The following is a 20,531-nucleotide window of genomic DNA, read 5'->3' on the forward strand; positions in this document are numbered from 1 at the left end:
TATTCACCAGACACGCCCTAATGGATTACGAAAGATGGGTAGAAAATAGAAAAACGCGGAATGAATCGCGCCTGCACGGAAGGGTTGGTTTTCCCCTAAAAGCCCTCCACGTATTACGCCGCCTGTTCCTCCGGCGGGTTGGTATACCCTTGAATGTACCGTTGGGATCGGTGGTTCAACCCCTGAGCTTCAAACTTTGCCTTTGTTCTTTTTTACAATGTTTTGTCATGCGCATAAAACAACCCCCACCATTGTACCGACGGTGGGGGCTTTCATCGACTATTCCTTCTGATCGGCGTACCGCCCGCGCAATTCAGCCAATACGTCGTCCAACGGCAGCTTGGCGTGCCTGAGCAACACCAACAGATGGTATAGCAGATCGGCTGTTTCGTAGCGCAGTTCTTCATGCGATTCGTTTTTGGCGGCGATGATCACCTCGGCTGCCTCTTCGCCCACTTTTTTCAGGATTTTGTCCAGTCCTTTTTCAAACAGATACGTGGTGTAGGAACCTTCCGGGCGTTCCGCCTCACGCCGGGCGATCAGGGATTCCAACCGGTTGAGGATGTCGAATCGGTCTGTCGCCGTTACTTCCCCGGATGGATCAACGGGGCGAAAACAACTGACCGCACCAGTGTGGCAGGCCGGTCCGTTGGGGATCACCTTGACCAACAGAGCGTCCCGGTCACAATCCCAATGGAGGGAAACAACGCGTTGCGTATGACCCGACGTTTCCCCTTTGTGCCAGAGCGATTGGCGTGAACGGCTCCAAAACCAGGTTTCCCCGGTGTCCATCGTTTTCTTCAACGCGGTTTCGTTCATATAGGCCAGCGTCAGCACTTCCTTGCTCACCGCGTCCTGGACGATGACGGGAACAAGACCGCGTTCGTCCCATCGGATCGCGCTTATGTCGATTTGACCGTCCACCGCACGTTCACTCCTTTGTCCGCCAAATACCGCTTCACTTCTTCGATGGAAAGCTCCTGATAGTGGAAGATGGACGCCGCCAGTGCCGCATCCGCTCCCGCTTCTTCGAAAGCCTCATAAAAGTGGCGTGCTTCCCCGGCCCCGCCGGAAGCGATGACCGGCACGCGTACCGCTTCCGCCACTGCGCGGGTGAGTGCCAAATCGTAACCGTCCTTTTGTCCGTCCTGGTCCATGCTGGTGAGCAGAATCTCGCCCGCTCCGCGATCGACCGCTTCCTTGGCCCATTCGACGGCACGTTTGCCTGTTTCCCGTCTGCCGCCGTGCGTGTAAACGAACCAATCGCCCCGTTCGGGATCGTATTTGGCGTCGATCGCAACGACGATGCACTGGCTGCCGAACCGGCGGGCACCGTCTTCGATCAGCCGGGGATTCAAAATGGCGGAAGTATTGATCGACACCTTGTCCGCACCGGCACGAAGGAGCTGGAACATGTCCTCCACCGAACCGATGCCGCCTCCGACCGTAAAGGGGATCGTCAGTTGCGCCGCGGCGCTTTGCACCACGTCGACCATCGTTTTGCGCCCTTCGTGGGAAGCGGAGATATCCAGAAAGACCAGTTCATCCGCTCCTTCCCGGTCATACAGACGGGCCAGTTCCACGGGATCACCGGCATCACGCAGTTGTTGGAAGGAAACACCCTTGACCACGCGTCCGTCTTTTACATCCAAGCAGGGAATGATCCGTTTGGTGATCATGGGGCTGTCTCCTCACTTTCAACGGCACGAACCGCCTCGCTCAATCGGATGTCGCCGGTATACAGCGCCCGGCCCACGATGGCCCCGGCCACGCCTTCCTGTCGGTGGCTGGCCAGCTCCGCCAGATCGGACACGTCCCGCACGCCGCCGGATGCGATTACCTGCTTGCCGCAGGCGCGGGCCAGCGAGCGCACCGCTTCGACATTGGGACCTTGCAGCGTGCCGTCCCGAGAAATGTCCGTGAAAATGAACGTTTCCGCACCGTGTCTGGCCATCTCCACAGCCAATTCTTCGGCGCTCACTTCGGCCGTTTTCAACCATCCGTGGGTGGCGACGCGTCCCTCCCGCGCATCGACACCCAGCGCAATTCGGTCCCCGTAATCGGCCAACGCCGCACGGACAAACTCCGGATCGTCAATGGCAGCGGAGCCGATCACCGCCCGCTGCACACCGATGGACCACAAACGCTCCAGCCGCTCGCGCGTGCGCACGCCGCCCCCCACTTGCACCGGGATGTCCACCGCGGCCACAATGGCACGGATCACGTCCTCGTTGACCGCTTCACCGGAACGTGCCGCGTCCAGATCCACCACGTGGAGCCATCGCGCCCCCTCCCGCGCAAACTGCCGCGCCACTGCGACGGGATCTTGGGCGTACACCGTTTCCGCATCGTAATCGCCTTGGTATAAGCGGACGCATCGTCCGCCGCGCAAATCGATCGCCGGATATACGACGAAACTCATACCATTCCCACCTTTTCCTGACAGCGCTCGGCAAATCGTTTCAGAAGGGCCAGGCCCAATTCACCGCTTTTCTCCGGATGAAACTGCATACCCACGATATGGCCGCGACCCACAATCGCCGTGACGGGTCCGTGATAATCCGTCACCGCCCATACATCCTCGGGATTATCCGCCTGAACGTGATAGGAGTGGACGAAATAGACGTGCCCTTCCTCGATGCCGCTGAAAAACGGATGCGGCCGGTCAAACGACAACCAGTTCCATCCCATGTGCGGCACTTTCATCTCACCGGTAAACGGCACCACATGACCCGGCAGCAGGTTCAATCCTTGATGGTATCCGTGTTCCTCGCTGCTGGTAAACAGCAACTGCATCCCGAGGCAGATACCCAACAGCGGTTTGCCTGCCAATGCCTCCTCGCGGATGACGTTGTCCAAACCGCGCTCTCCCAGTTCCCGCATCGCGTCACCGAACGCACCCACTCCGGGGAGAATCAGCGCGTCGGCATTTCGGAGCACTTCGGGATCTTCCGTCACCGCGTATTCAAATCCCATGCGTTCCAGCGCCTTGCTGACGCTGTGCAAATTGCCCATCCCGTAATCCACGATGGCAATCATCGTCACAGCACTCCTTTGGATGAAGGTACGCCTTTGACGCGCGGGTCGATCTGGGTCGCCTCGTCCAGCGCCCGTCCCGCCGCCTTGAACAGCGATTCGATCATATGGTGGGTGTTGCGTCCGTAATGCAGGATGATATGCAGGTTCATCCGCGCCGACAGCGCCAACTTCCAGAAAAACTCATGGACCAATTCAACGGTAAACGTACCGACCCGCCGATCGGGAAATTCGGCCCGGAACTCCAGGTGCGGCCGGTTGGACAGATCGACGACCACCTGACCCAGCGTTTCATCCATCGGGACAAACGCGTTGCCGTAGCGGCGAATCCCTTTCTTGTCCCCCAGCGCTTCCGCCAATGCCATGCCCAAACAAATGCCGATGTCCTCCACGGTATGGTGATCGTCAATGTGGATGTCCCCGCGTGCGGTCACTTCCAGATCAAACAGACCGTGTTTGGCGAACAGATCCAACATGTGCTCCAAAAAAGGGACGCCTGTGTCCAATTGCGTCCGTCCCGTTCCGTCCAGATTGAGCCGGACCACAATGTCCGTTTCGTTGGTTTTCCGCTTGATTTCCGCCATTCGCTCACGCATCGTTTTCACCCTTTTCCTTCCGTTCCAGCCGCACGCGGATCGAGGCCGCATGGGCTCCCAATCCCTCACCCTCGGCCAGGCGCACCACATGCGGTCCGTCCCGGAACAGGGCTTCACGGCTGTACGCGATCACGCTCGATTTTTTCATGAAATCGTCCACACTGAGCGGCGAGGAGAAACGCGCCGTTCCGTTGGTCGGCAGTACATGGTTGGGACCGGCGAAATAATCGCCCACGGGTTCGGGGCTGTACGGTCCGAGGAAGATCGCCCCGGCGTTTTTCACTTTCCCGATCCAGTCCCAAGGCTGCTTCACCATGAGTTCCAGATGTTCCGGAGCCAAACGGTTGGCGGTGGCAATCGCCTCTTCCATGTCGCTTGTCACGCAAATCGCTCCCTGCTCCCGCAACGACTGTGCGGCGATCTCCCTGCGTTCCAACCGTTCGCACTGCTGCACCAACGCCTGCGCCACTCGCTCGGCCAATGCGGGAGACGGTGTGATCAACACCGCCGAAGCCATCGGGTCGTGTTCGGCTTGAGACAACAGATCCGCCGCCACCCACTCCGGATCGGCGGTTTCGTCGGCGACGACGACGATTTCGCTCGGCCCGGCGATCATGTCAATGTCCACATCGCCGAACACCATCTGTTTGGCAAGCGCCACGTAAACGTTGCCCGGCCCGACGATTTTGTCGACGGGGCGAATCGATTCGGTACCGTACGCCAGTGCGGCAACCGCCTGTGCACCGCCCACTTTCCATATTTCCGTCACCCCGGCTTCCTTGGCGGCGACCAACGTGGTGGCCGGGATACGTCCATCCCGGTCAGGCGGCGTTACCATCGCGATTTCCTCCACGCCCGCCACCTGTGCGGGAATGGCGTTCATCAGCACGGAGGACGGATAAGCGGCTCGCCCTCCCGGAACATATATACCAACCCGTGCAAGCGGTCGGATCAATTGCCCCAGTATGGTGCCGTCCGCTTCCGGATGAAACCATGATGTCTGCCGCTGACGCTCGTGGTAGCGACGGATGCGTTCCGCCGCCTGCCGGAGGGACGTCAGCCACTCTTCCGTCACTTCCCGGTAGGCGAGCGCGATTTCCTCTTCCGTCACGTCCAACCGTGTCAGATCGGCACCATCAAACTGGCGCGTGTAGGCAAGCAAGGCCCCGTCACCGCCGTTCCGCACTTCATTCAGAATGGTGCGCACCGTATGCCGCTGTTGCTCCGTACCCTTGTCCACCGAGCGACGGGTATTCAGCTCCCCCGGCTTCACGATTGCGATCATCACACGCTCCCTCCTTGATGAACCGTGTCGGCCAACGAGCGGGTCAAGACATCAATCCGTTCACTTTTCATGCGATAGCTGGAGCGATTGGCGATCAGGCGCGAGGTGACGGTGGTGATGGTTTCCAGTTCCACCAATCCGTTTTCTTTCAGGGTACGCCCGGTTGACACGATATCCACGATCCGGTCGGCCAAACCGATCAAAGGAGCCAGCTCGATCGAACCGTTCAACCGGATCACTTCCACTTGCTGCCCCCGTTCGCGAAAATACCGGTCGGCAATGCGGGGATATTTCGTCGCCACCCGCGGATGGAGCGTCGGTTGCCAGTCCGGCAAACCGGCGACGGAAATCCGGCAAGGGCTGATGCGCAGATCGAGCAGCTCGTACACATCCCGCTCTTCTTCCAACAACACATCCTTGCCCACCACGCCCAGATCGGCCGTACCATACTCCACATAGGTCGGCACATCCATCGGTTTGGCGAGGAAAAAGGAAAGGCCGGCTTCCGGCACGGTGACGATCAATTTCCGCGAATCCTCGCTCAGCTCGTCCGGGATGGGAAAACCGGCTTCCCGCATCAGGTTGACGGCTTCCTCAAAAATCCTCCCTTTCGGCATCGCGATCGTCAACATGTCATTCATCGCCCTTCCTCCTCCCCGATGCGGATCACTTCGTCAAATAACGCCAACCATTCGTCCGACGGATGTCCGCCCTCGTCATCACGCCACTGTAACACGACATGGTGTCCCTGTTCGCGCATCCGCTTGGCGACATGAATCGCCTCTGAACGGCGTGACCGGTCGAACAGAACAGCCACCCGCCGCCCCTGCGGTTCTGTCACTCCGCCTGCTTCCATGACGCGATCCAGCTTTACCGCAAACCCTGTCGCCGGAAGCGGACGGTCAAACCGCTCCAACAACCGGTCGTAACTTCCCCCGCTCAAGACGGGAAAGCCGAGAGAAGCCGTATATCCTTCAAAATAAATGCCCGTATAATAACCCAAACTGCCAACCAATCCCAGATCCAGCACCACGTGCGGCGTCACACCGAAATCGTCGAGCGACGACCACATCGCTGAAAGCCGCTCCACCGCCGCCTGTGTCTCCGGAGACGATGTCACCAAGTTGAGCGACATCAACTTTGAGGGATTTCTCCGTACCTGAAGCAACGATGTCAATTCCCGTTTCACCGAATCGGGCAAGGAAAATCGCTCCAACAAACCAAAAAACCCAACCATATTGCGGGCTCCCAACGACTCTTTCAGTTCTTGGACCGCATCTTCATCCGTCACTGCCTGCCGCAGCACTCCATCCAGCAGGCCCACATGACCCACAGCCAATTGAAACGCGTCCAACCCGCATGCCCGAATCGTTTCCACCGCAAGCGCGATCACTTCCGCTTCCGCTTCGGGCGAAGCCTCCCCGACGAGTTCCACGCCGGATTGGAAAAACTCGGCGTTGCGACCCGCGGAACGTTCCTGTGCCCGAAACACGCTGCCATGGTACAACAGTCGAAGCGGTACGGGCACCTCCCGCAACACGGACCCCACCATGCGCGCAATCGGTGCGGTTTGGTCGGGACGCAGCACGAGTGTTTTTCCTTCCCGGTCGATCAGCTTAAACAGTTTCTCTTCGGGAATGGCACTGGCGAGACCCACGGTGTCATGGTATTCCAGCGTCGGCGTAATCACTTCCTGATATCCCCAACGCTCGAAACACCGATGAATCCGCTGTTCCACCGCGCGTTTCTTCGCCGCCAATGACGGCGGAAAATCACGAAATCCGGTCGGTTTTTCAAATTCCCGCGGTTTTGCCATCCCATTCCACTCCCAGCGATGCTTTAGTTTGCTAATAAATTAAAGTATTTTTCTGGTAGTGTAACACCGACTTCCACCAGCGTCAATCCCCCACCAGAGGCATGGGGTCATCTCTTTCGATTACTGAGGATAACAATTTTTACCACATCATTGTCGCTCGCCCGAAAAACAAATGACCACCGATAGACGAACCAGAGATGCCCTAAATCTTCACCCCCGCTCTTTGATCCGGCGCCACCGCGAAAACTTTCTTCCCCGATTTCGGCCACCCTTTACCGGGAAAAAAGATGGAAGCCTTCACGCTGTTGATTCAACAACCATTCCGCCATTTGCTCCAGTGCGCGGCTGCGATACGAATGCTTCATTTGTTCTTCAGGCGTCATCGCGGCCAACACCCGTGTTTCGCCGTCGGGGATAAAGATGGGATTGAATGGCAAGCCCGCTTCCGGTCGGATGTCATCGGGAATCGGATCGAGGATGCGACCGGATGTCCGTGCGGAAAACAGACCGGTTCTCCCGTCCCAAGAAACAGCGATGCACCCTTCAAACCATGCCGTTCGATCTTCCCCTTCCAATAGTTTTCTCACTCCGCGGTAACCAATCCGGTCAAACACCCTTTTGGTCAACACACCGGGAAAATGGTCGTATGCGGCGAAAAAAATTCCGGCGTCATCCACCATGACACGGTCGTATCCCATTCGGCGAATTTGCCGCAGCTTTTCCATTGTGACCGTTTGGATTTCTCCACTGGAAGGCTCCCACAAATCGACGGGCAATCCGATCACGTCGATCCCGAATCGGGACAGTACCCGTTTCGCTTCTGCCAATTTTCCTTCATTTTGTGTGGCAAATTGCAACTTCACTTCCCATTCCCCCGTTCCCGTACCATTATAATGGATGGCAGTCGGTATATGGGCAAAAAACCGTCATACTCAGAGGGCGACACTTTTTTTATACTTGAAGGGGAAATCACGGGTCCCATCTCCGTCTTCGCATTTCTCATACCCATAAGTCGATTTGAAACGGAGGAGGGAGAACATGAGCTCATTGGCCCATCTTTTCATCATGATCGGCATCATCCTGGAATTGGCCGGTGCGTTTTTCCTGCTCCGAAGAAACAGCGCCGGTTGGGAAGCGGTGATTCTGGGGCTTCTCTGCCTGTTGGTCGGTATTCTGGCACGTTGACAAAACGGGCTGACAAAGTCACCGGGTGGATCTTTCCCGCTCATCCCTTGGGATCAGGATCAGTATGATCCACATCGCCCCTTCGATTCGGTTCTCCGACCGCTACACCCTGGTTACCGGAAAAAGGCCGCTCTGTTTGTTCCGTCCTTTTCGATATCTGATTTGGGTACTTCTCCTCCCGAAAATGTGGTATCCTACCATACGAAACCCTGATCGGAAAGGACGCGAGTGCCCTTGTATGCAACATGGAAAAAATGGCTGTTTCGATTGGACCCGGAAACGGCACACGAGTGGACGATACGCAGTTTGCAGGCCATGCAGTCCGTCCCTGCACTTCTTGCCGCTGTCGAACGTCGCATGCGCGTAAAGGATGATCGGCTCGCCGTCTGTTGCTGGAATCGCATTTTTCCCAACCCCGTCGGTCTGGCGGCCGGGTTCGATAAACACGCGGGCGTATACCCGGCGTTGGCCGCTTTCGGGTTTGGATCGATCGAGGTAGGGACACTCACTCCACGCCCCCAACCGGGCAATCCGAAGCCACGCTTGTTCCGACTGCCGGAAGACGAGGCCATCGTGAATCGGATGGGCTTCAACAACAGCGGCATTGAACATGCAGCCCGATCTTTTGTCAGTCTTCCCCGACCCGCCGTTCCCATTGGCATCAATTTGGGTAAAAACAAGGACACCCCCAATGAACAGGCGTCCGACGACTACCGGATCGGACTGCGGACGCTGTACGGATACGGCGATTATTTCGTTATCAACATCAGTTCTCCCAATACGCAAGGTTTGCGTGATCTTCAGCAAATGAACGCCCTGGACCGGCTGTTGCTTGAGGTGATGGCGGAAAAACGGCAACTGCAACAAGAAACGGGCGAAGAGCGCCCCATTCTGCTCAAGGTGGCTCCCGATATGCCGCTGGAGATGTTGTCCGACATGGTGCGGATCGGATTGCAACACCGCATCAACGGATTCATTGCCACCAACACCACGTTGGCCCGGGAGGGATTGAAAAACGCGCATGCCGGAGAAACCGGCGGCTTGAGCGGGAAACCGCTCCGACGCCAATCCACCGAGTTCATCCGGCACATCTACCGGGAATCCGAGGGCCGGGTACCCATCATCGGGGTAGGCGGCATCTTCACCGGTGAGGACGCCTACGAAAAAATCCGGGCAGGCGCCCGGCTGGTTCAGGTGTATACCGGCATGATCTACCGCGGCCCCGGCATCGCCAGAGAGATCAATCAAACGTTGATCCGTCTTTTGGAACGCGACGGATTGGATTCCATTGAAGCAGCCGTCGGAGCGGACGTGTGATATGCTGTCTCGAATGATCCGGAGCATTTTGGTTTCCCAATTTCACTGTGCTACCCTTGGACGTGAGGAACGTTCCGGTGCGAAGGACCGTCCGCTCCTCGCCTTGTGCCATCAACAAGGCCCGTCCCAGACCCCGTTTATGAGGGTCGGCTTTTTTTTATGAGCCGAAATGTCGTCCATCAACCGACTCCATTTCCATCCGAGCGAACGGTCAAGTGCATCAGCCATTGGTTCAGCTGTTCGATTCGTCCCGCTGGAATCCGCGTGCCTTATACCCCTCCATCTTGCATATTTCTCCTTGCAAGACATGCCGTACAGGAAGCGCGATCTCTCCGCTTAGTTGGTGGAACTCTTCTGGAGACAGTGATGCAATGCATGAATGCAGAGCTTACCGCCGCAGCCCCGGATTGGCACTTTCTATCTCGGGAGATATTTCATTACTGTATTGACATTTATTATAATTATCAATATTATAATGAATTGAAAGGACATTTTACTGCAATGGCGGAATTCGGCGTTGAAGAAGTCGAACGGTGATTGCTCCGGTTGTTCTGTTCAAGTTCACTCTCATCAGAACCGGATGTGGGGGGAGGAACAATGAGAAACCCAAATCTGACTCAAACGGAATATGAACGGGAAATGTTGAAAAAAACAATCAAACGATTTCGTTCTAAAATGAGTCCAAGCCTGGCACGATTAGCAAAACAATCTGAAGCAGTAGCGAAGCAGTTTATTCCAAGCCCATATGAAGCACTGGATTTCGGTACGGAAACACCCTTCGAGGCAGGAAAGAATAATCAAGGAATCTATGGTTTGGAACGGATATATGAAGACCGGGCTGTCATTACCCCTTATTTCGAGTGTTCAGCATACTGCCGATATTGTTTTAAAAAAACGAGAACATTGGCCGGTTCAGCTAAGCGGATGAGTGATGAAGATATTGAGAAAGCGGTTCAGTTTATTTCATCCGACGAGAGAATCCGGACAGTGTTGATTACGGGTGGAGACCCTTTTCTCGATCCTGAATTACTAAAAAAAGTATTGGATAAAGTGTTCCCCATTCCCCATGTGCGCAATATCCGGATCGGAACGCGCAACATTTTGTTTTCGCCGGAATCAGTCACTGATGATTTAGCCAAAATGATCGCCAGTTATAAACGAATTGATTATCATGACCCCCGATTATCAAAAAACATCTCCATCGGATTGTCCATCAATCATGTGGATGAATTGACAAAAGAGGTTGTACGTGCCTATCAGCGGTTGATCAAAGAAGGGATTACCGTTTGGGGACAGGTGGTCTTGCTGAAAGGAATCAATGATTCGGTACGTTCCATTCGCGATTTGGTGGAAGCTTTCCTGTCTACGGGAATCATTCCTTACTACCTGTTCCATTGTATGCCGGTGGTTGGGGCCAAGCATTTCCGCACTTCTGTACAAAAAGGTCTGGATATCCTTCGAGAACTGTCCCCTTATTCAGGAACTACCGCATTTCAATATGTATATGTTACGCCAATCGGGAAACACCGTATTGCGCCGGGACACCAATTGGAGTATGTGGACATTGATGGACAAAGATATATTCGCTCAGTCACTCCATATAAGGCTGCCGATTTTTTGGAATTCTCCGATAGCGACCAACTTCCTCCGTTGCATGAAGTGAATGAAGACGGCTATATCGTATCCCATTATCTTGACGGTCACGATGATGAGGAGATTTTGGCATGAACAAAGCGATGGTTTTTGTCGAAAATCAGGCGTTTGGTATTTTGGTAAAATTGGCGAAACGTTCAAAGGAACGGGGATTTGATAACTTTGTGTTGTTTCGACCCATGCATCCCCATGAAAAAGAGCAGTTGAAGCAATATGAACAAGCGTACAAACAGCCCCTGTTTGATCGCCTGGTAGAAACAGAGCGATGGGATTTCGATCATATCAAGAAGGCTGTCGAAGAGTTTGAAAAGGAAAAAAGCTTGGCGGGTCTGATCTGTGTGGGTGGTTTTTTCACTCAGGACGGTCTTCTTGGAGCCCATGTGGCAAAGTTGGCCGAAGAAAGGGGACTTCCCACACAGTCAGTGGAAGGGTTATACCGTTCCAATAATAAATATCTGACCAGGGACACGCTTTTCCACGCCGGTCTCAATACAGTCGATTTCGGTCTTGCCACTGATGAAGAGAGTTTGCTCAGGCATGCGGAGCGAATTGGTTACCCCGTTATTCTAAAGCCGATTAACGGTTGCGCATCACAATTGGTGATCAAATGTGAAAACGAACAAGAATTGATTAAAGGATTTCATATGGGATTAAAAAAGTTGCCACAATCCTTGTACAAACACATGTACTCTTGCATTCACCGGTTTCCCGACCAGAGCGGAAAGATGATCGAATTTAATCCCCTCACTTCCATGTTGGTTGAAGGTTATATTTCCGGCCGAGAAGCAAGTGTGGAAATCGTGGTAACGGAAACTGAAGTGATTCCCCTATTGGTTCATGACAAGGTTTTGGTGACGGAAGGTGACAGAGTCGTATACGAACATTTACTGGTTGTTCCGCCCGTAAGGTTTCATGATAAGGAAATCCAAAGAATGAAAGAATATGCGGTAAAAGTGGCGAAAGCAACGGGTATCAAAAACGCTCTTTGCCATGTGGAATTGCGCTATGACGAAAAAACCGGTCCTCAGCTCTTGGAAATCAATCCGCGAGTGGGTGGAATGCTTGTCACGCAGAGTTTGGAAACCATGATCGGTTTTTCCGTACCGGACGCTATATTGGATTTGGCTCTTGGAACTTTCAAACCCGGCACTTATGACAGCATTTCCGATTTGCATGCCATGTTTACATTGTATCCGCCTCATTCGGGTTATTTCGAACGGGTGGAAGGACTCGACAAGTTGAAAAGGTTACCCGGCATTTTGTCCACCACATTGTTGTTCCCGGAAGGTTCATATATTCATGGTGACGATGAGGAAGTTTTTCTTTTAATGGGATGGATGAGGGGAAACAGTTACGAGGAAATTCTCTCCGTTTACGAGGAAGCAAAGAAAGTGGTTCGTTTCCATATCATCAAAAAAGAAAAGGGGAAATAAAGTCAGCCTTCTGCTAGGGAAGGCTGACTTCTTCGGGGAGTGGATAAAATGGTGAATCGATTGTCATTAAAGAAAGACCCCATGTTCTATTTTTATATACTTGCTGCAAGCAAAGGGATTTCCGATATTGGAAACTTTCTAAACATGGTTATTTTTAATCTTTATGCTTATGTTTTGACGGGCAGTGCTTGGGCCATGGGGCTTTTTATGGCGATTCGGCTTTTCGGAGGCTTTTTTTTCGGCTTTTTCTCCGGAATATTGGCTGATTGGATGAACAGGAAAACATTGATGATATTTGCCGACATCATTCGTGGTGTTGCACTCGTCTTGTTGGTTCTGGCTCCGATTCAGTGGTCAATGGTGCTGTTGGCAGTTACTTCTTTCATACTCGGTTCCTTTGGTCAAGTGTTTAACGTTGCTCTGCAATCCAGTATTCCGGTGATCGTGGGGAAAGAACAACTGGTAAAAGCAAATTCATTGATCAATGCGCTTCAATCTGTCGGAATGGTGATTGGTACTCTCACCGCCGGAATTGCTTTGAATGTGTTGGGATACCGTCCCCTGTTTCTTTTTGATGCCTTCACCTTTTTTCTGTCAGCAGTCATTTTGATTTTCCTCCCCATCCAAACCAGGGAACAAAATTTGGAGAACCAAGCCGGACCTGTTGAATCGAAAGTCAACTTGATTAAGGAGGTAAAGATCTTATATCAGTATTTGAAGTTGCTGCCCATTTTGATGGCGCTCATGTTTATTCGTTTTATCGATACCTTTGGTTCCGCTTCTCATAATGTGGGTATGCCCGTTTTTTCTGCTCAATTAAAGCCTGATAAGCCTTCCTTCTATGCCGGGATCATCTGGGCGTCTTGGGCGGTGGGCAACTTGATCGGAGCGCGCGGCTTGGTCAAATGGTTAAGCTTGAACAAAACCAAAGTGAGCGAAATGGCCTTTGGCATTTCCACTTTTTTCATGTCCGCCTTTTTTATCCTGTTATTTTGGGGTCAGCATTGGTCCTTCATCTTAATTTGTGCGTTACTTGCAGGTGTCTCTGACGGCATATCCGCGATTTGCTACAATTCACGCCTGCAAAATGAGCCTGATCATATCAGGGGAAGGATTTTCGGTGTCTCTTCCTCCTTCCACACTGTTGGTTTTGGGATCGGGATGCTTGTTTGCTCGCCGTTACTTGACGTTATTTCCCCATTTCAAACAGTAGCCATCATGCACGGTCTTCCGCTCATGATGTGTATCTGGTTTGTTGCATTTCACATGAAAAGAAGCAAATATGTTGAAAGGAAATGGCCAAGGGGAAAATCGATGAGTTAAATTGTTACACAAAAAAAGATAGCCTGATTGAAACCGCCTTACCCTCAGTGACACCTTTGCTGTATTGAAATGGAGGAGAAGGTGGGATAGGAGTCCATGGATAAACAAACTGGATTTGTACGGGGCAAGGGGAAAGTGGATAACCAGCATCAAGAGTTGATCCCGTTGAAAAAAGAGGGAATATCCCGTTTTTCTGTCGAAATTCCGATATCATGACACCTTCCAAAGCGAGGCGAACAAATGATGGAGGACAGGAACCGATCCGCCCGTTTCGGCTACGCTTGCTTCGTGACCGTTACGGGGGTCGTGTTGGGATTGTGGGGAACATGGAGCGACCTCGATCCGCGTGCCCCCCGATTCCTTCCCCTTTTCCTTACGGAATGTGCAGTGTTGCAAGTAGTGCTGACGCTTCCGCCGATACTCGCCCGACTTCCTGCGGTCCAATCGTTGACCCTCAGCGGGGCATTCGCCACCGGCATTTTCGCCATCTTTATCGACACATACCACTGGTTCATCCCCAGCTTTTTGATCATGACCGGGGGATATTATGCAGTAGAGCAAACCAACACATCCTCTGCAAGATGAAAAGACCGTCACCAGAAGAAAAGCGGGAGCGGCGACGGTTGCCGCACCTCGGTTGCTTACTCACAATGTTCCGTGGAAACGGGTAATCCCTCTGATTGCATCGACTGCCTTGTGCCGTATCGCCACTGACCAAAAAAGAGTAAGGAAGGATTTCCCGCTCTTTGCGTGGAAATGGTTGTAGAGGAGGAGTCCGAGGACGGGTCGCGTTCCTTTCTTCGTCACACGGCGAAGAAAGGAGGTGATGCTTGTGACGGAAACGATCGATTTGCTATCGCTGGTGTTGCAAGTTGTTGCAACTACTGCGTTGGTGATACAAGTTGTCGTTCACGTCGTGACATCACGAAAAAAGTGACCCGTGGGCCTGCCAACCTGAGGGTCACTTTTTCGTGATCAATGGGTTGTAAGAACGCGGCCCTACTGAGGGCTCCTTCTCACTTATTTATATTATACGCATATGTTGGCAAAAAAATCAAACTCATTTGTGGTAGGAAACAGGCTGTGAAAAGTCCGTCGTTTTGCGCACCCTACTCCGTCGTCGCTTCCGTATGCCGATTCCGCGCCAACCGGTCTCTCATCCGTGTGAGCATGCTGTACATAATCGGAACGATAAAGAGGGTCAACAGAGTGGAGGAAGTCAGCCCCCCGATCACCACAACGGCCAATCCCTGTGATATGAGTGACCCTTCACCATAACCCAGACCCAGTGGCAACAGGGCGAACACGGTGGCCAGCGCTGTCATCAGAATCGGTCGCAACCGGGTACCTGCCGCCTCCAACAGCGCCGAGCGGACGTCCAGACCACGTGCCCGTTGTTGCTGAACCCTGTCGATCAGCACGATCGCGTTGGTGACGACGATGCCGATCAGCATCAGCGCTCCGATCATCGCGGATACACTGATCGGCTGATCCGACAACCACAAACCGATCAAACCGCCGATCACAGCATACGGCAAGGAAAACAGGATCGTGAACGGAGCAGTCGCTTCGCCAAAGGTAACGATCATCACCAAGTAGACGGCGGCCACAGCCACTATCATGGCCACTCCCAGCTGGCCAAAGCTTTTCTGCATCTCCTCCGTGTCGCCCCCCAGCGTTACCTTCACGCCGGACGGCAGTTTCACCCCGTTGATGATTTGCTGGACTTGCCGTGACAGCGCCCCTGTGTCCTTGCCGATCACGTCGCCGGAGACCTGGGCATACTGAGAGCCGTTTTCCTTTTGAATGGTGACAGGCCCCTGCTCAACCCGGACGGAGGCGATGTCCCCCAAGTTGACCATTTTGCCTGTCGGGGTCAACAATTGAATGGCTTTCAATCGCTCAACGGAGTGCAGGTCCTTGTTTTCCAACCCCAGTTTGATCTCCTCAGTCTGGTTCCCATTCTCCAGCTCGCCTACTTTGTCCGCCTGCAACAATCCGCGAATCGACATCGCCACCTGCATCGGCATCAAACCGTGTTGGGCCGCTTTGGCCTCATCGACATGGACGGTAACCAGTTCCTTTTGTTCACTCAGGTTGTTGGTCACGTTGGTAAGACCGCTCACATGCTTCATTCTGTCCGTCAGGATGTCGGCCGTTTTCCGGATGTCCGCCATTCGTTCCCCTTTGATGATCGCAACAATCTGGCTGGAAGGCGGTCCGATGCTTTTCACTTCGGATACTTGCAGTTCACCGTTTCCTTTGATTTTCCTTAAATCGTTTCGCACTTGGGACAAGAAACGGTCCATGTCCGTATCCGGATCGAGGTTGGCAAACAGGGACACCTTGTTGGTGCTGCCGATCGTACCATCCCCTGCCAGCTGTCCGCGCAAGTTGCCCACGGTCGTGGACACTTGCTTTACTTGGGGATAGGCGCGTAATTTCGCTTCCAGCTTGCGAGCCTGGGCGTCGGTGGTACGCAAAGCGGTCCCCGGCGGCAATTCCAGTTTCACTTGCAAAGCTTTGTCCTTTTCGGACGGAAGGAAGCTGGTTCCCACCAACGGGATGAGAAACAGACTGGCGACAAGTGCCAAGGTGGACACCGACAGAACGATACCTTTGTGATCCAGTGCCCATGCCAACGCCCGTCGGTAACCGGCCGCCATTCCGCTTTCCTTCTCTTTGAAGCGCCGCCGTTTTCCTTTGTTCAAGAGCATCAGTTTCGCCATCAACGGAACGACCGTGACGGCGACGATCAGTGAACAAAGAAGGGCAAACACCACCGTCAGCGCAAACGGCAGAAACACTTTGCCGACGATGCCGCTCACCAATCCCAACGGTACAAATACCGCCACCGTCGTGAGGGTGGAAGATGTGATGGCCGCCCCCACTTCCTTGGTGGCACAGGCGATCAGATCGACGGTTCGCTCGCGGTTTTGCATCAAGTGGCGGTAAATATTTTCAATCACGACGATGCTGTCGTCCACCACGCGCCCGATGGCAACAGCCAAACCGCCCAGGGTCATCACATTCAACGTGATGTCCGCCTGTTTAAGCAAAATCAGCGTGGCCAGCACCGACAGCGGAATCGAGACGACGGCGATCAATGTCGTTCGGAAATTGCGCAAGAACAAGAGAATCACAACGGACGCAAACAGTGCACCCAACAAACCTTCCCGCACCATTGTGTGAATGGACGCCTTCACCGCACGCGACTGATCAAACAGCAGTGTGAATTGCACATCGGGATTCTGCTTTTTCAGCGTCCTCAGTTTGGCCGAGACCGCTTCAGCCGCTTCCACGATGTTGCCGTCGGGGTCCTTGATCAACTCGATGTTGACCGACGGCTTCCCGTTCATACGCGTAATCACGGTGTTGTCATGTCGCGATTCGCTGATGTCGGCGATCTCGGACAGTTTGACCGTCTGAATTTGTGCTTCCTTGATTTCCGGTTTGCCGCTTGTTTTCGGTTGCTCCCCCATTCCGCGCGGGACTCCGCCTGCTGGTGCCCCCTTGGGTTGCGGCATCTGCTTTTGCAGTTGGCTCAGCTGTGCATTGAGCTGTTTCAGCGCTTGCATCTCGGCGGCCACTTTCGGTTTCAACTGCGCCACCTGTGCGGCTGCTTCCTGATCCTGCGGGTTTTGCTTGAGCCGCATTTCCGCGGCGTTAAGTGCGATTTGATCCCCCAACAGCTGTGCCTGCAGTTGCTGTGCCGCCTGCAAGATCCGCACCTGAGCCTGCAACAGCCCCACACCTTGGCCCACTTCACCCAATCCCCGGCCCAGTTGACCCATCGACTGGCCCAGTCCGCCGACAGCCTGACCCAATCCCTGCATGCCTTGGCCGATCTGGTTGAAGGCATCCTCCATCCCTTCCTGCGGATTGGGTTGGATGGTGAGGCGCAGATTTCTCAGTTGATCCACCGACGTGATCTTCTGATCCACCCGCACCGGCAAGTCCAACCGACCGGATGACAGTTCGCCCACCGGGATGGAAACGTTGCTCGCTTGGAGCGCTTGTTGGACCTGTTGCGCCGTCAGGTTGTACTTTTTCAGCTGATCCTGCTTCAGCCGGACATACACCGCTTTGGGTCCCTGCCCCTTGATCTGCACCTGACCCACGCCATCCGCTGATTTCAGGATTGGTTCAGCCGTTTCCTTCACCCATTTTTCCAGTTCGTCCGGGGTTTTGGTTTTGCTCGTCACCCCCAGAATCATGAACGGAAACGTGTTGAACCCGAACCGGCTGAACGACGGTTTCATCGCACCGTCCGGCAGGGAAACACGGTCGATCGCTTCCTGCATCTCCTGCTTGGCCTTGTCCAGATCCGTGTCGAAATCATACTCCACGACCACAACCGAGGTGCTGTCCGCAGACACCGAACTGATCTTCTTGGCTCCGGCGATTCCCTGCAACGATTGCTCGATCGGCTGAGTTACTTTTTGGTCGACGTCCTGCGGCGACGCCCCCGGATACGGCGTGATCACCACGATGACCGGGAACGTGATGTCGGGCATCGCTTCCATTTTCAGCTGTGTTGCCGTATACAATCCACCAAAGGTGACCAGCAAAACCAGGATCAGCACGGCAGCGGTGTTTCGCAGGGAGAACCGAGTCAGTACGCTCACATACGCCCCTCCTTTGACCAATATGTCAATCAATCATCGTCCGTTCCCCCGCCTGTTTTCACCAGACCGAACAATGTAATTTCCATCAACGGATCAATATGCTCCGGTGTAATCATGTTTTCGTTATCGAGTGCACCGTACAACACACTGAAAAACATCCGCTCCGCAACCTGAGGGTCCACGTCGCGCAGTTCCCCCTTGCGAACCCCCTCTTCGATCAGGCGGCGAAAGGGCACAAACATATGTTGCTCGTAATGGGACATCACTTCTGTGGCTTCATCTGGAAATACGACACGCAGATTGCGGGAGATGGTAGTGTGGAAATAGGTGATTTCCGGATGTTGCAGTGCCTGTACGCACATCTCCTTCAAGTATCGCGCCAGTCGTTCGGCAACGGGCAAATCGGCGTCCAAGATTCCCTTCGCACGTTCCTGCCATGCCTCCAATGTATGACGGATGAGTGTCAAAAACAAATCCTTCTTGTTGCGGAAGTAATAATAGATCAATCCGCGTCCCAGGCCTGCCACGCGGGCAATCTCCCCAATTTCGGCTCCGTGATATCCCCGTGCGCGATATACTTTTAACGCGGCATCCAGTATCTGCTGAATACGCTTTTCCCGTATGGCCGCATTTTGCTCGGGTGTTCGCGGCGACATGGCTCCACCTCTTTCGTTTAGACTGACACTGATGTCAATCTCATTTTATTTCCGCTTAGACCAACGAGTCAAACAAAACAACTGTGACAGTCAGTTGCTCAGGACATGTCCGGTGAATCTGTCCGCATCGTTTTCCGAGTTCGCTCCAACTGCCCTGCCGGTAAGCAGATGATGACCGCTCCGACCCTGAGGACAGAACGCGGGCAAAGTACGCTTCGCTTGGAGGAATCCTGGCGATTCCATTCCTGTGCATTCCATTTGTCTTCACTCGGTCGAACTTGAAGGAGTCATGGCGCCTGATCCACCGAAAAGCGGTTAGGATCAAGACGAATGGCCAATGGCTATGTGTCTGGAAGGAGCCACCGCACAGATGTGGTTCTATCAGTCCCAAGTGAAACCGTGGAGCAGGCGTATGGGTGAGCAACCAACTTGAGGATGATCCGGACGGTACTCGGGTGAATTTTATCGTTCAATGAAAAAAAGAGCTACCCGCTAAGGGTAGTTCTTTGTGAGTTTCGGGGGATCTCTCAAATGGTCGGTAAACTTGCCCTGATAAGACAATGAATATGAACACCGAAACTGTCGTGACTTGCCCACACGGCCGAAGAACCGGCGTCACTCCCTTTGGTTTGACCTTCTTACTTCATCCGGCGTGACAGCCCGCATTCATCCAATGGCTTCATCCAAGTCCGTGTGATTTTCATTTCACGGGCTTTTGCTCGCCTGGCAGCTTTCAGTGTTTGCGCATTTCTCGACTCGTTTGTACCCACATTCGGCCGGTGCGAGAGGGACCAACCCCTCCCACGTCCGACGTCCGCTTTCATCCCATCCCCGAAAGGTTGGGTTTTCCCGCTCGCTCTTCATAACCTGTCCCCTTCGGAGAACGTATGCTCCAATTAAGGCTGAGGGGATGATCACGGAAGTATCCGTTTCTTGATCCATTCCACCAGAGGAGGCCAAATGCAATTCCCGCGCTCATCGGAAATGCATATAACTCCACGAAGTAACTGAATGTATGAAATGCCCTAAACTGATGAAAGAAGTTAGGTGGATGCTGAAATTGCATGGTAAAAATACCAGCCGGAACAAAGCACAAGACGACTCCGACCAGAGAATACAGCAGTGCCCCTCGCTTTCGCCCATAACATTGATCCAAGAGCAGAAAGACAAGGAGATACAAAGGAAGAAACACAAGGACAAATACCAGGACCCACACAAATAGCACGATATCGTGTTGAGACACCGTTCTCCATAATTTTCGCAAGGAGAAATCTTCAATAATCGTGACGAGCCAGATGGTGTACCTGATAACGAGTTGGATGCAGAAAGCGATGACACCAAACAAGAAACTCGTCAAAGCAACTTGAAGGAATCTTTTTAGAAAGATCTTGGCAGATTCTTTCATACTCTCCCCCAGCCTTTTCTGTATAATTTGATACAAACAAGGCTTTTCTTGATCATCCGCGAATTTCATCCTTCATTGGTTATCAACCAAATTCAGTTCACAAATGTGATTCTCCAAACGGAAAGTCTATGCGGTACTTGTTCCCATCCAAAATATACGTTGTAATTTTCTGATCTTTTCTGCAATAATTCAACCTGA

General features: G+C 53.3%; 18 protein-coding genes. 6 read left to right on the plus strand and 12 right to left on the minus strand.

Features of this window, described 5'->3' with window-relative positions; all coding sequences use genetic code 11:
• Positions 1–279 precede the first annotated feature (279 nt).
• The 9 genes from hisIE to JQC72_RS00045 all read right to left on the minus strand — a co-directional run bounded on the left by hisIE (position 280) and on the right by JQC72_RS00045 (position 7,596).
• Entirely contained in the window at positions 280–924 is a 645-nt protein-coding gene (gene hisIE / locus JQC72_RS00005) for a bifunctional phosphoribosyl-AMP cyclohydrolase/phosphoribosyl-ATP diphosphatase HisIE (RefSeq protein ID WP_205492068.1), read from the minus strand.
• A complete protein-coding gene (hisF, locus tag JQC72_RS00010; RefSeq protein ID WP_205492069.1) occupies positions 903–1,679 on the minus strand; it encodes an imidazole glycerol phosphate synthase subunit HisF in 777 nt (258 codons plus the stop codon). Before hisF ends, hisIE begins: the two co-directional genes overlap by 22 nt.
• On the minus strand, positions 1,676–2,422 hold the full coding sequence (gene hisA / locus JQC72_RS00015) for a 1-(5-phosphoribosyl)-5-[(5-phosphoribosylamino)methylideneamino]imidazole-4-carboxamide isomerase (RefSeq protein WP_205492070.1): 747 nt from the start codon (positions 2,420–2,422) through the stop codon (positions 1,676–1,678). The genes hisF and hisA overlap by 4 nt, the downstream gene beginning before the upstream one ends.
• Positions 2,419–3,039 (minus strand): imidazole glycerol phosphate synthase subunit HisH, encoded by a 621-nt coding sequence (gene hisH, locus JQC72_RS00020; RefSeq protein WP_205492071.1) that lies wholly within the window; start codon positions 3,037–3,039, stop codon positions 2,419–2,421. The genes hisA and hisH overlap by 4 nt, the downstream gene beginning before the upstream one ends.
• A gap of 2 nt (positions 3,040–3,041) precedes the next feature.
• Positions 3,042–3,632, minus strand: coding sequence for an imidazoleglycerol-phosphate dehydratase HisB (hisB, locus tag JQC72_RS00025; protein WP_205492230.1), 591 nt, complete (start codon positions 3,630–3,632; stop codon positions 3,042–3,044).
• Positions 3,625–4,917, minus strand: a complete 1,293-nt coding sequence (gene hisD / locus JQC72_RS00030; protein ID WP_205492072.1) for a histidinol dehydrogenase — start codon at positions 4,915–4,917, stop codon at positions 3,625–3,627. The genes hisB and hisD overlap by 8 nt, the downstream gene beginning before the upstream one ends.
• Entirely contained in the window at positions 4,917–5,558 is a 642-nt protein-coding gene (hisG, locus tag JQC72_RS00035) for an ATP phosphoribosyltransferase (RefSeq protein ID WP_205492073.1), read from the minus strand. Before hisG ends, hisD begins: the two co-directional genes overlap by 1 nt.
• Positions 5,555–6,733, minus strand: coding sequence for an ATP phosphoribosyltransferase regulatory subunit (gene hisZ / locus JQC72_RS00040; protein WP_205492074.1), 1,179 nt, complete (start codon positions 6,731–6,733; stop codon positions 5,555–5,557). Before hisZ ends, hisG begins: the two co-directional genes overlap by 4 nt.
• A gap of 272 nt (positions 6,734–7,005) precedes the next feature.
• The gene (locus tag JQC72_RS00045) at positions 7,006–7,596 is read right to left on the minus strand and encodes a non-canonical purine NTP pyrophosphatase (RefSeq protein ID WP_205492075.1); all 591 of its coding nucleotides are present in this window, start codon (positions 7,594–7,596) and stop codon (positions 7,006–7,008) included.
• A gap of 175 nt (positions 7,597–7,771) precedes the next feature.
• On the opposite strand from JQC72_RS00045, the gene JQC72_RS00050 reads away from it, so the two are divergent.
• The 6 genes from JQC72_RS00050 to JQC72_RS00075 all read left to right on the plus strand — a co-directional run bounded on the left by JQC72_RS00050 (position 7,772) and on the right by JQC72_RS00075 (position 14,229).
• Positions 7,772–7,918: a hypothetical protein gene (locus tag JQC72_RS00050; protein ID WP_205492076.1), complete on the plus strand. Its 147-nt coding sequence runs from the start codon at positions 7,772–7,774 to the stop codon at positions 7,916–7,918.
• 234 nt (positions 7,919–8,152) lie between these two features.
• On the plus strand, positions 8,153–9,235 hold the full coding sequence (locus JQC72_RS00055) for a quinone-dependent dihydroorotate dehydrogenase (RefSeq protein ID WP_205492077.1): 1,083 nt from the start codon (positions 8,153–8,155) through the stop codon (positions 9,233–9,235).
• 597 nt (positions 9,236–9,832) lie between these two features.
• Positions 9,833–10,963, plus strand: a complete 1,131-nt coding sequence (locus tag JQC72_RS00060) for a KamA family radical SAM protein (RefSeq protein ID WP_205492078.1) — start codon at positions 9,833–9,835, stop codon at positions 10,961–10,963.
• Positions 10,960–12,321, plus strand: a complete 1,362-nt coding sequence (locus tag JQC72_RS00065; RefSeq protein ID WP_205492079.1) for an ATP-grasp domain-containing protein — start codon at positions 10,960–10,962, stop codon at positions 12,319–12,321. The genes JQC72_RS00060 and JQC72_RS00065 overlap by 4 nt, the downstream gene beginning before the upstream one ends.
• A gap of 48 nt (positions 12,322–12,369) precedes the next feature.
• Entirely contained in the window at positions 12,370–13,644 is a 1,275-nt protein-coding gene (locus JQC72_RS00070; RefSeq protein WP_205492080.1) for an MFS transporter, read from the plus strand.
• 240 nt (positions 13,645–13,884) lie between these two features.
• Positions 13,885–14,229 (plus strand): hypothetical protein, encoded by a 345-nt coding sequence (locus JQC72_RS00075; protein WP_205492081.1) that lies wholly within the window; start codon positions 13,885–13,887, stop codon positions 14,227–14,229.
• 524 nt (positions 14,230–14,753) lie between these two features.
• On the opposite strand, the gene JQC72_RS00080 is transcribed toward JQC72_RS00075, so the two are convergent.
• The 3 genes from JQC72_RS00080 to JQC72_RS00090 all read right to left on the minus strand — a co-directional run bounded on the left by JQC72_RS00080 (position 14,754) and on the right by JQC72_RS00090 (position 20,333).
• Complete coding sequence (locus JQC72_RS00080) at positions 14,754–18,272, minus strand: efflux RND transporter permease subunit (RefSeq protein WP_205492082.1); 3,519 nt, start codon at positions 18,270–18,272, stop codon at positions 14,754–14,756.
• Positions 18,273–18,301: 29 nt separating this feature from the next.
• Positions 18,302–18,928, minus strand: a complete 627-nt coding sequence (locus JQC72_RS00085) for a TetR/AcrR family transcriptional regulator (protein WP_205492083.1) — start codon at positions 18,926–18,928, stop codon at positions 18,302–18,304.
• Between the two features lie 820 nt (positions 18,929–19,748).
• Positions 19,749–20,333, minus strand: coding sequence for a hypothetical protein (locus tag JQC72_RS00090; protein WP_205492084.1), 585 nt, complete (start codon positions 20,331–20,333; stop codon positions 19,749–19,751).
• Between the last annotated feature and the right edge of the window lie 198 nt (positions 20,334–20,531).

The sequence above is a fragment of the Polycladomyces zharkentensis genome, assembly GCF_016938855.1.
GTDB lineage: Bacteria > Bacillota > Bacilli > Thermoactinomycetales > JIR-001 > Polycladomyces > Polycladomyces zharkentensis.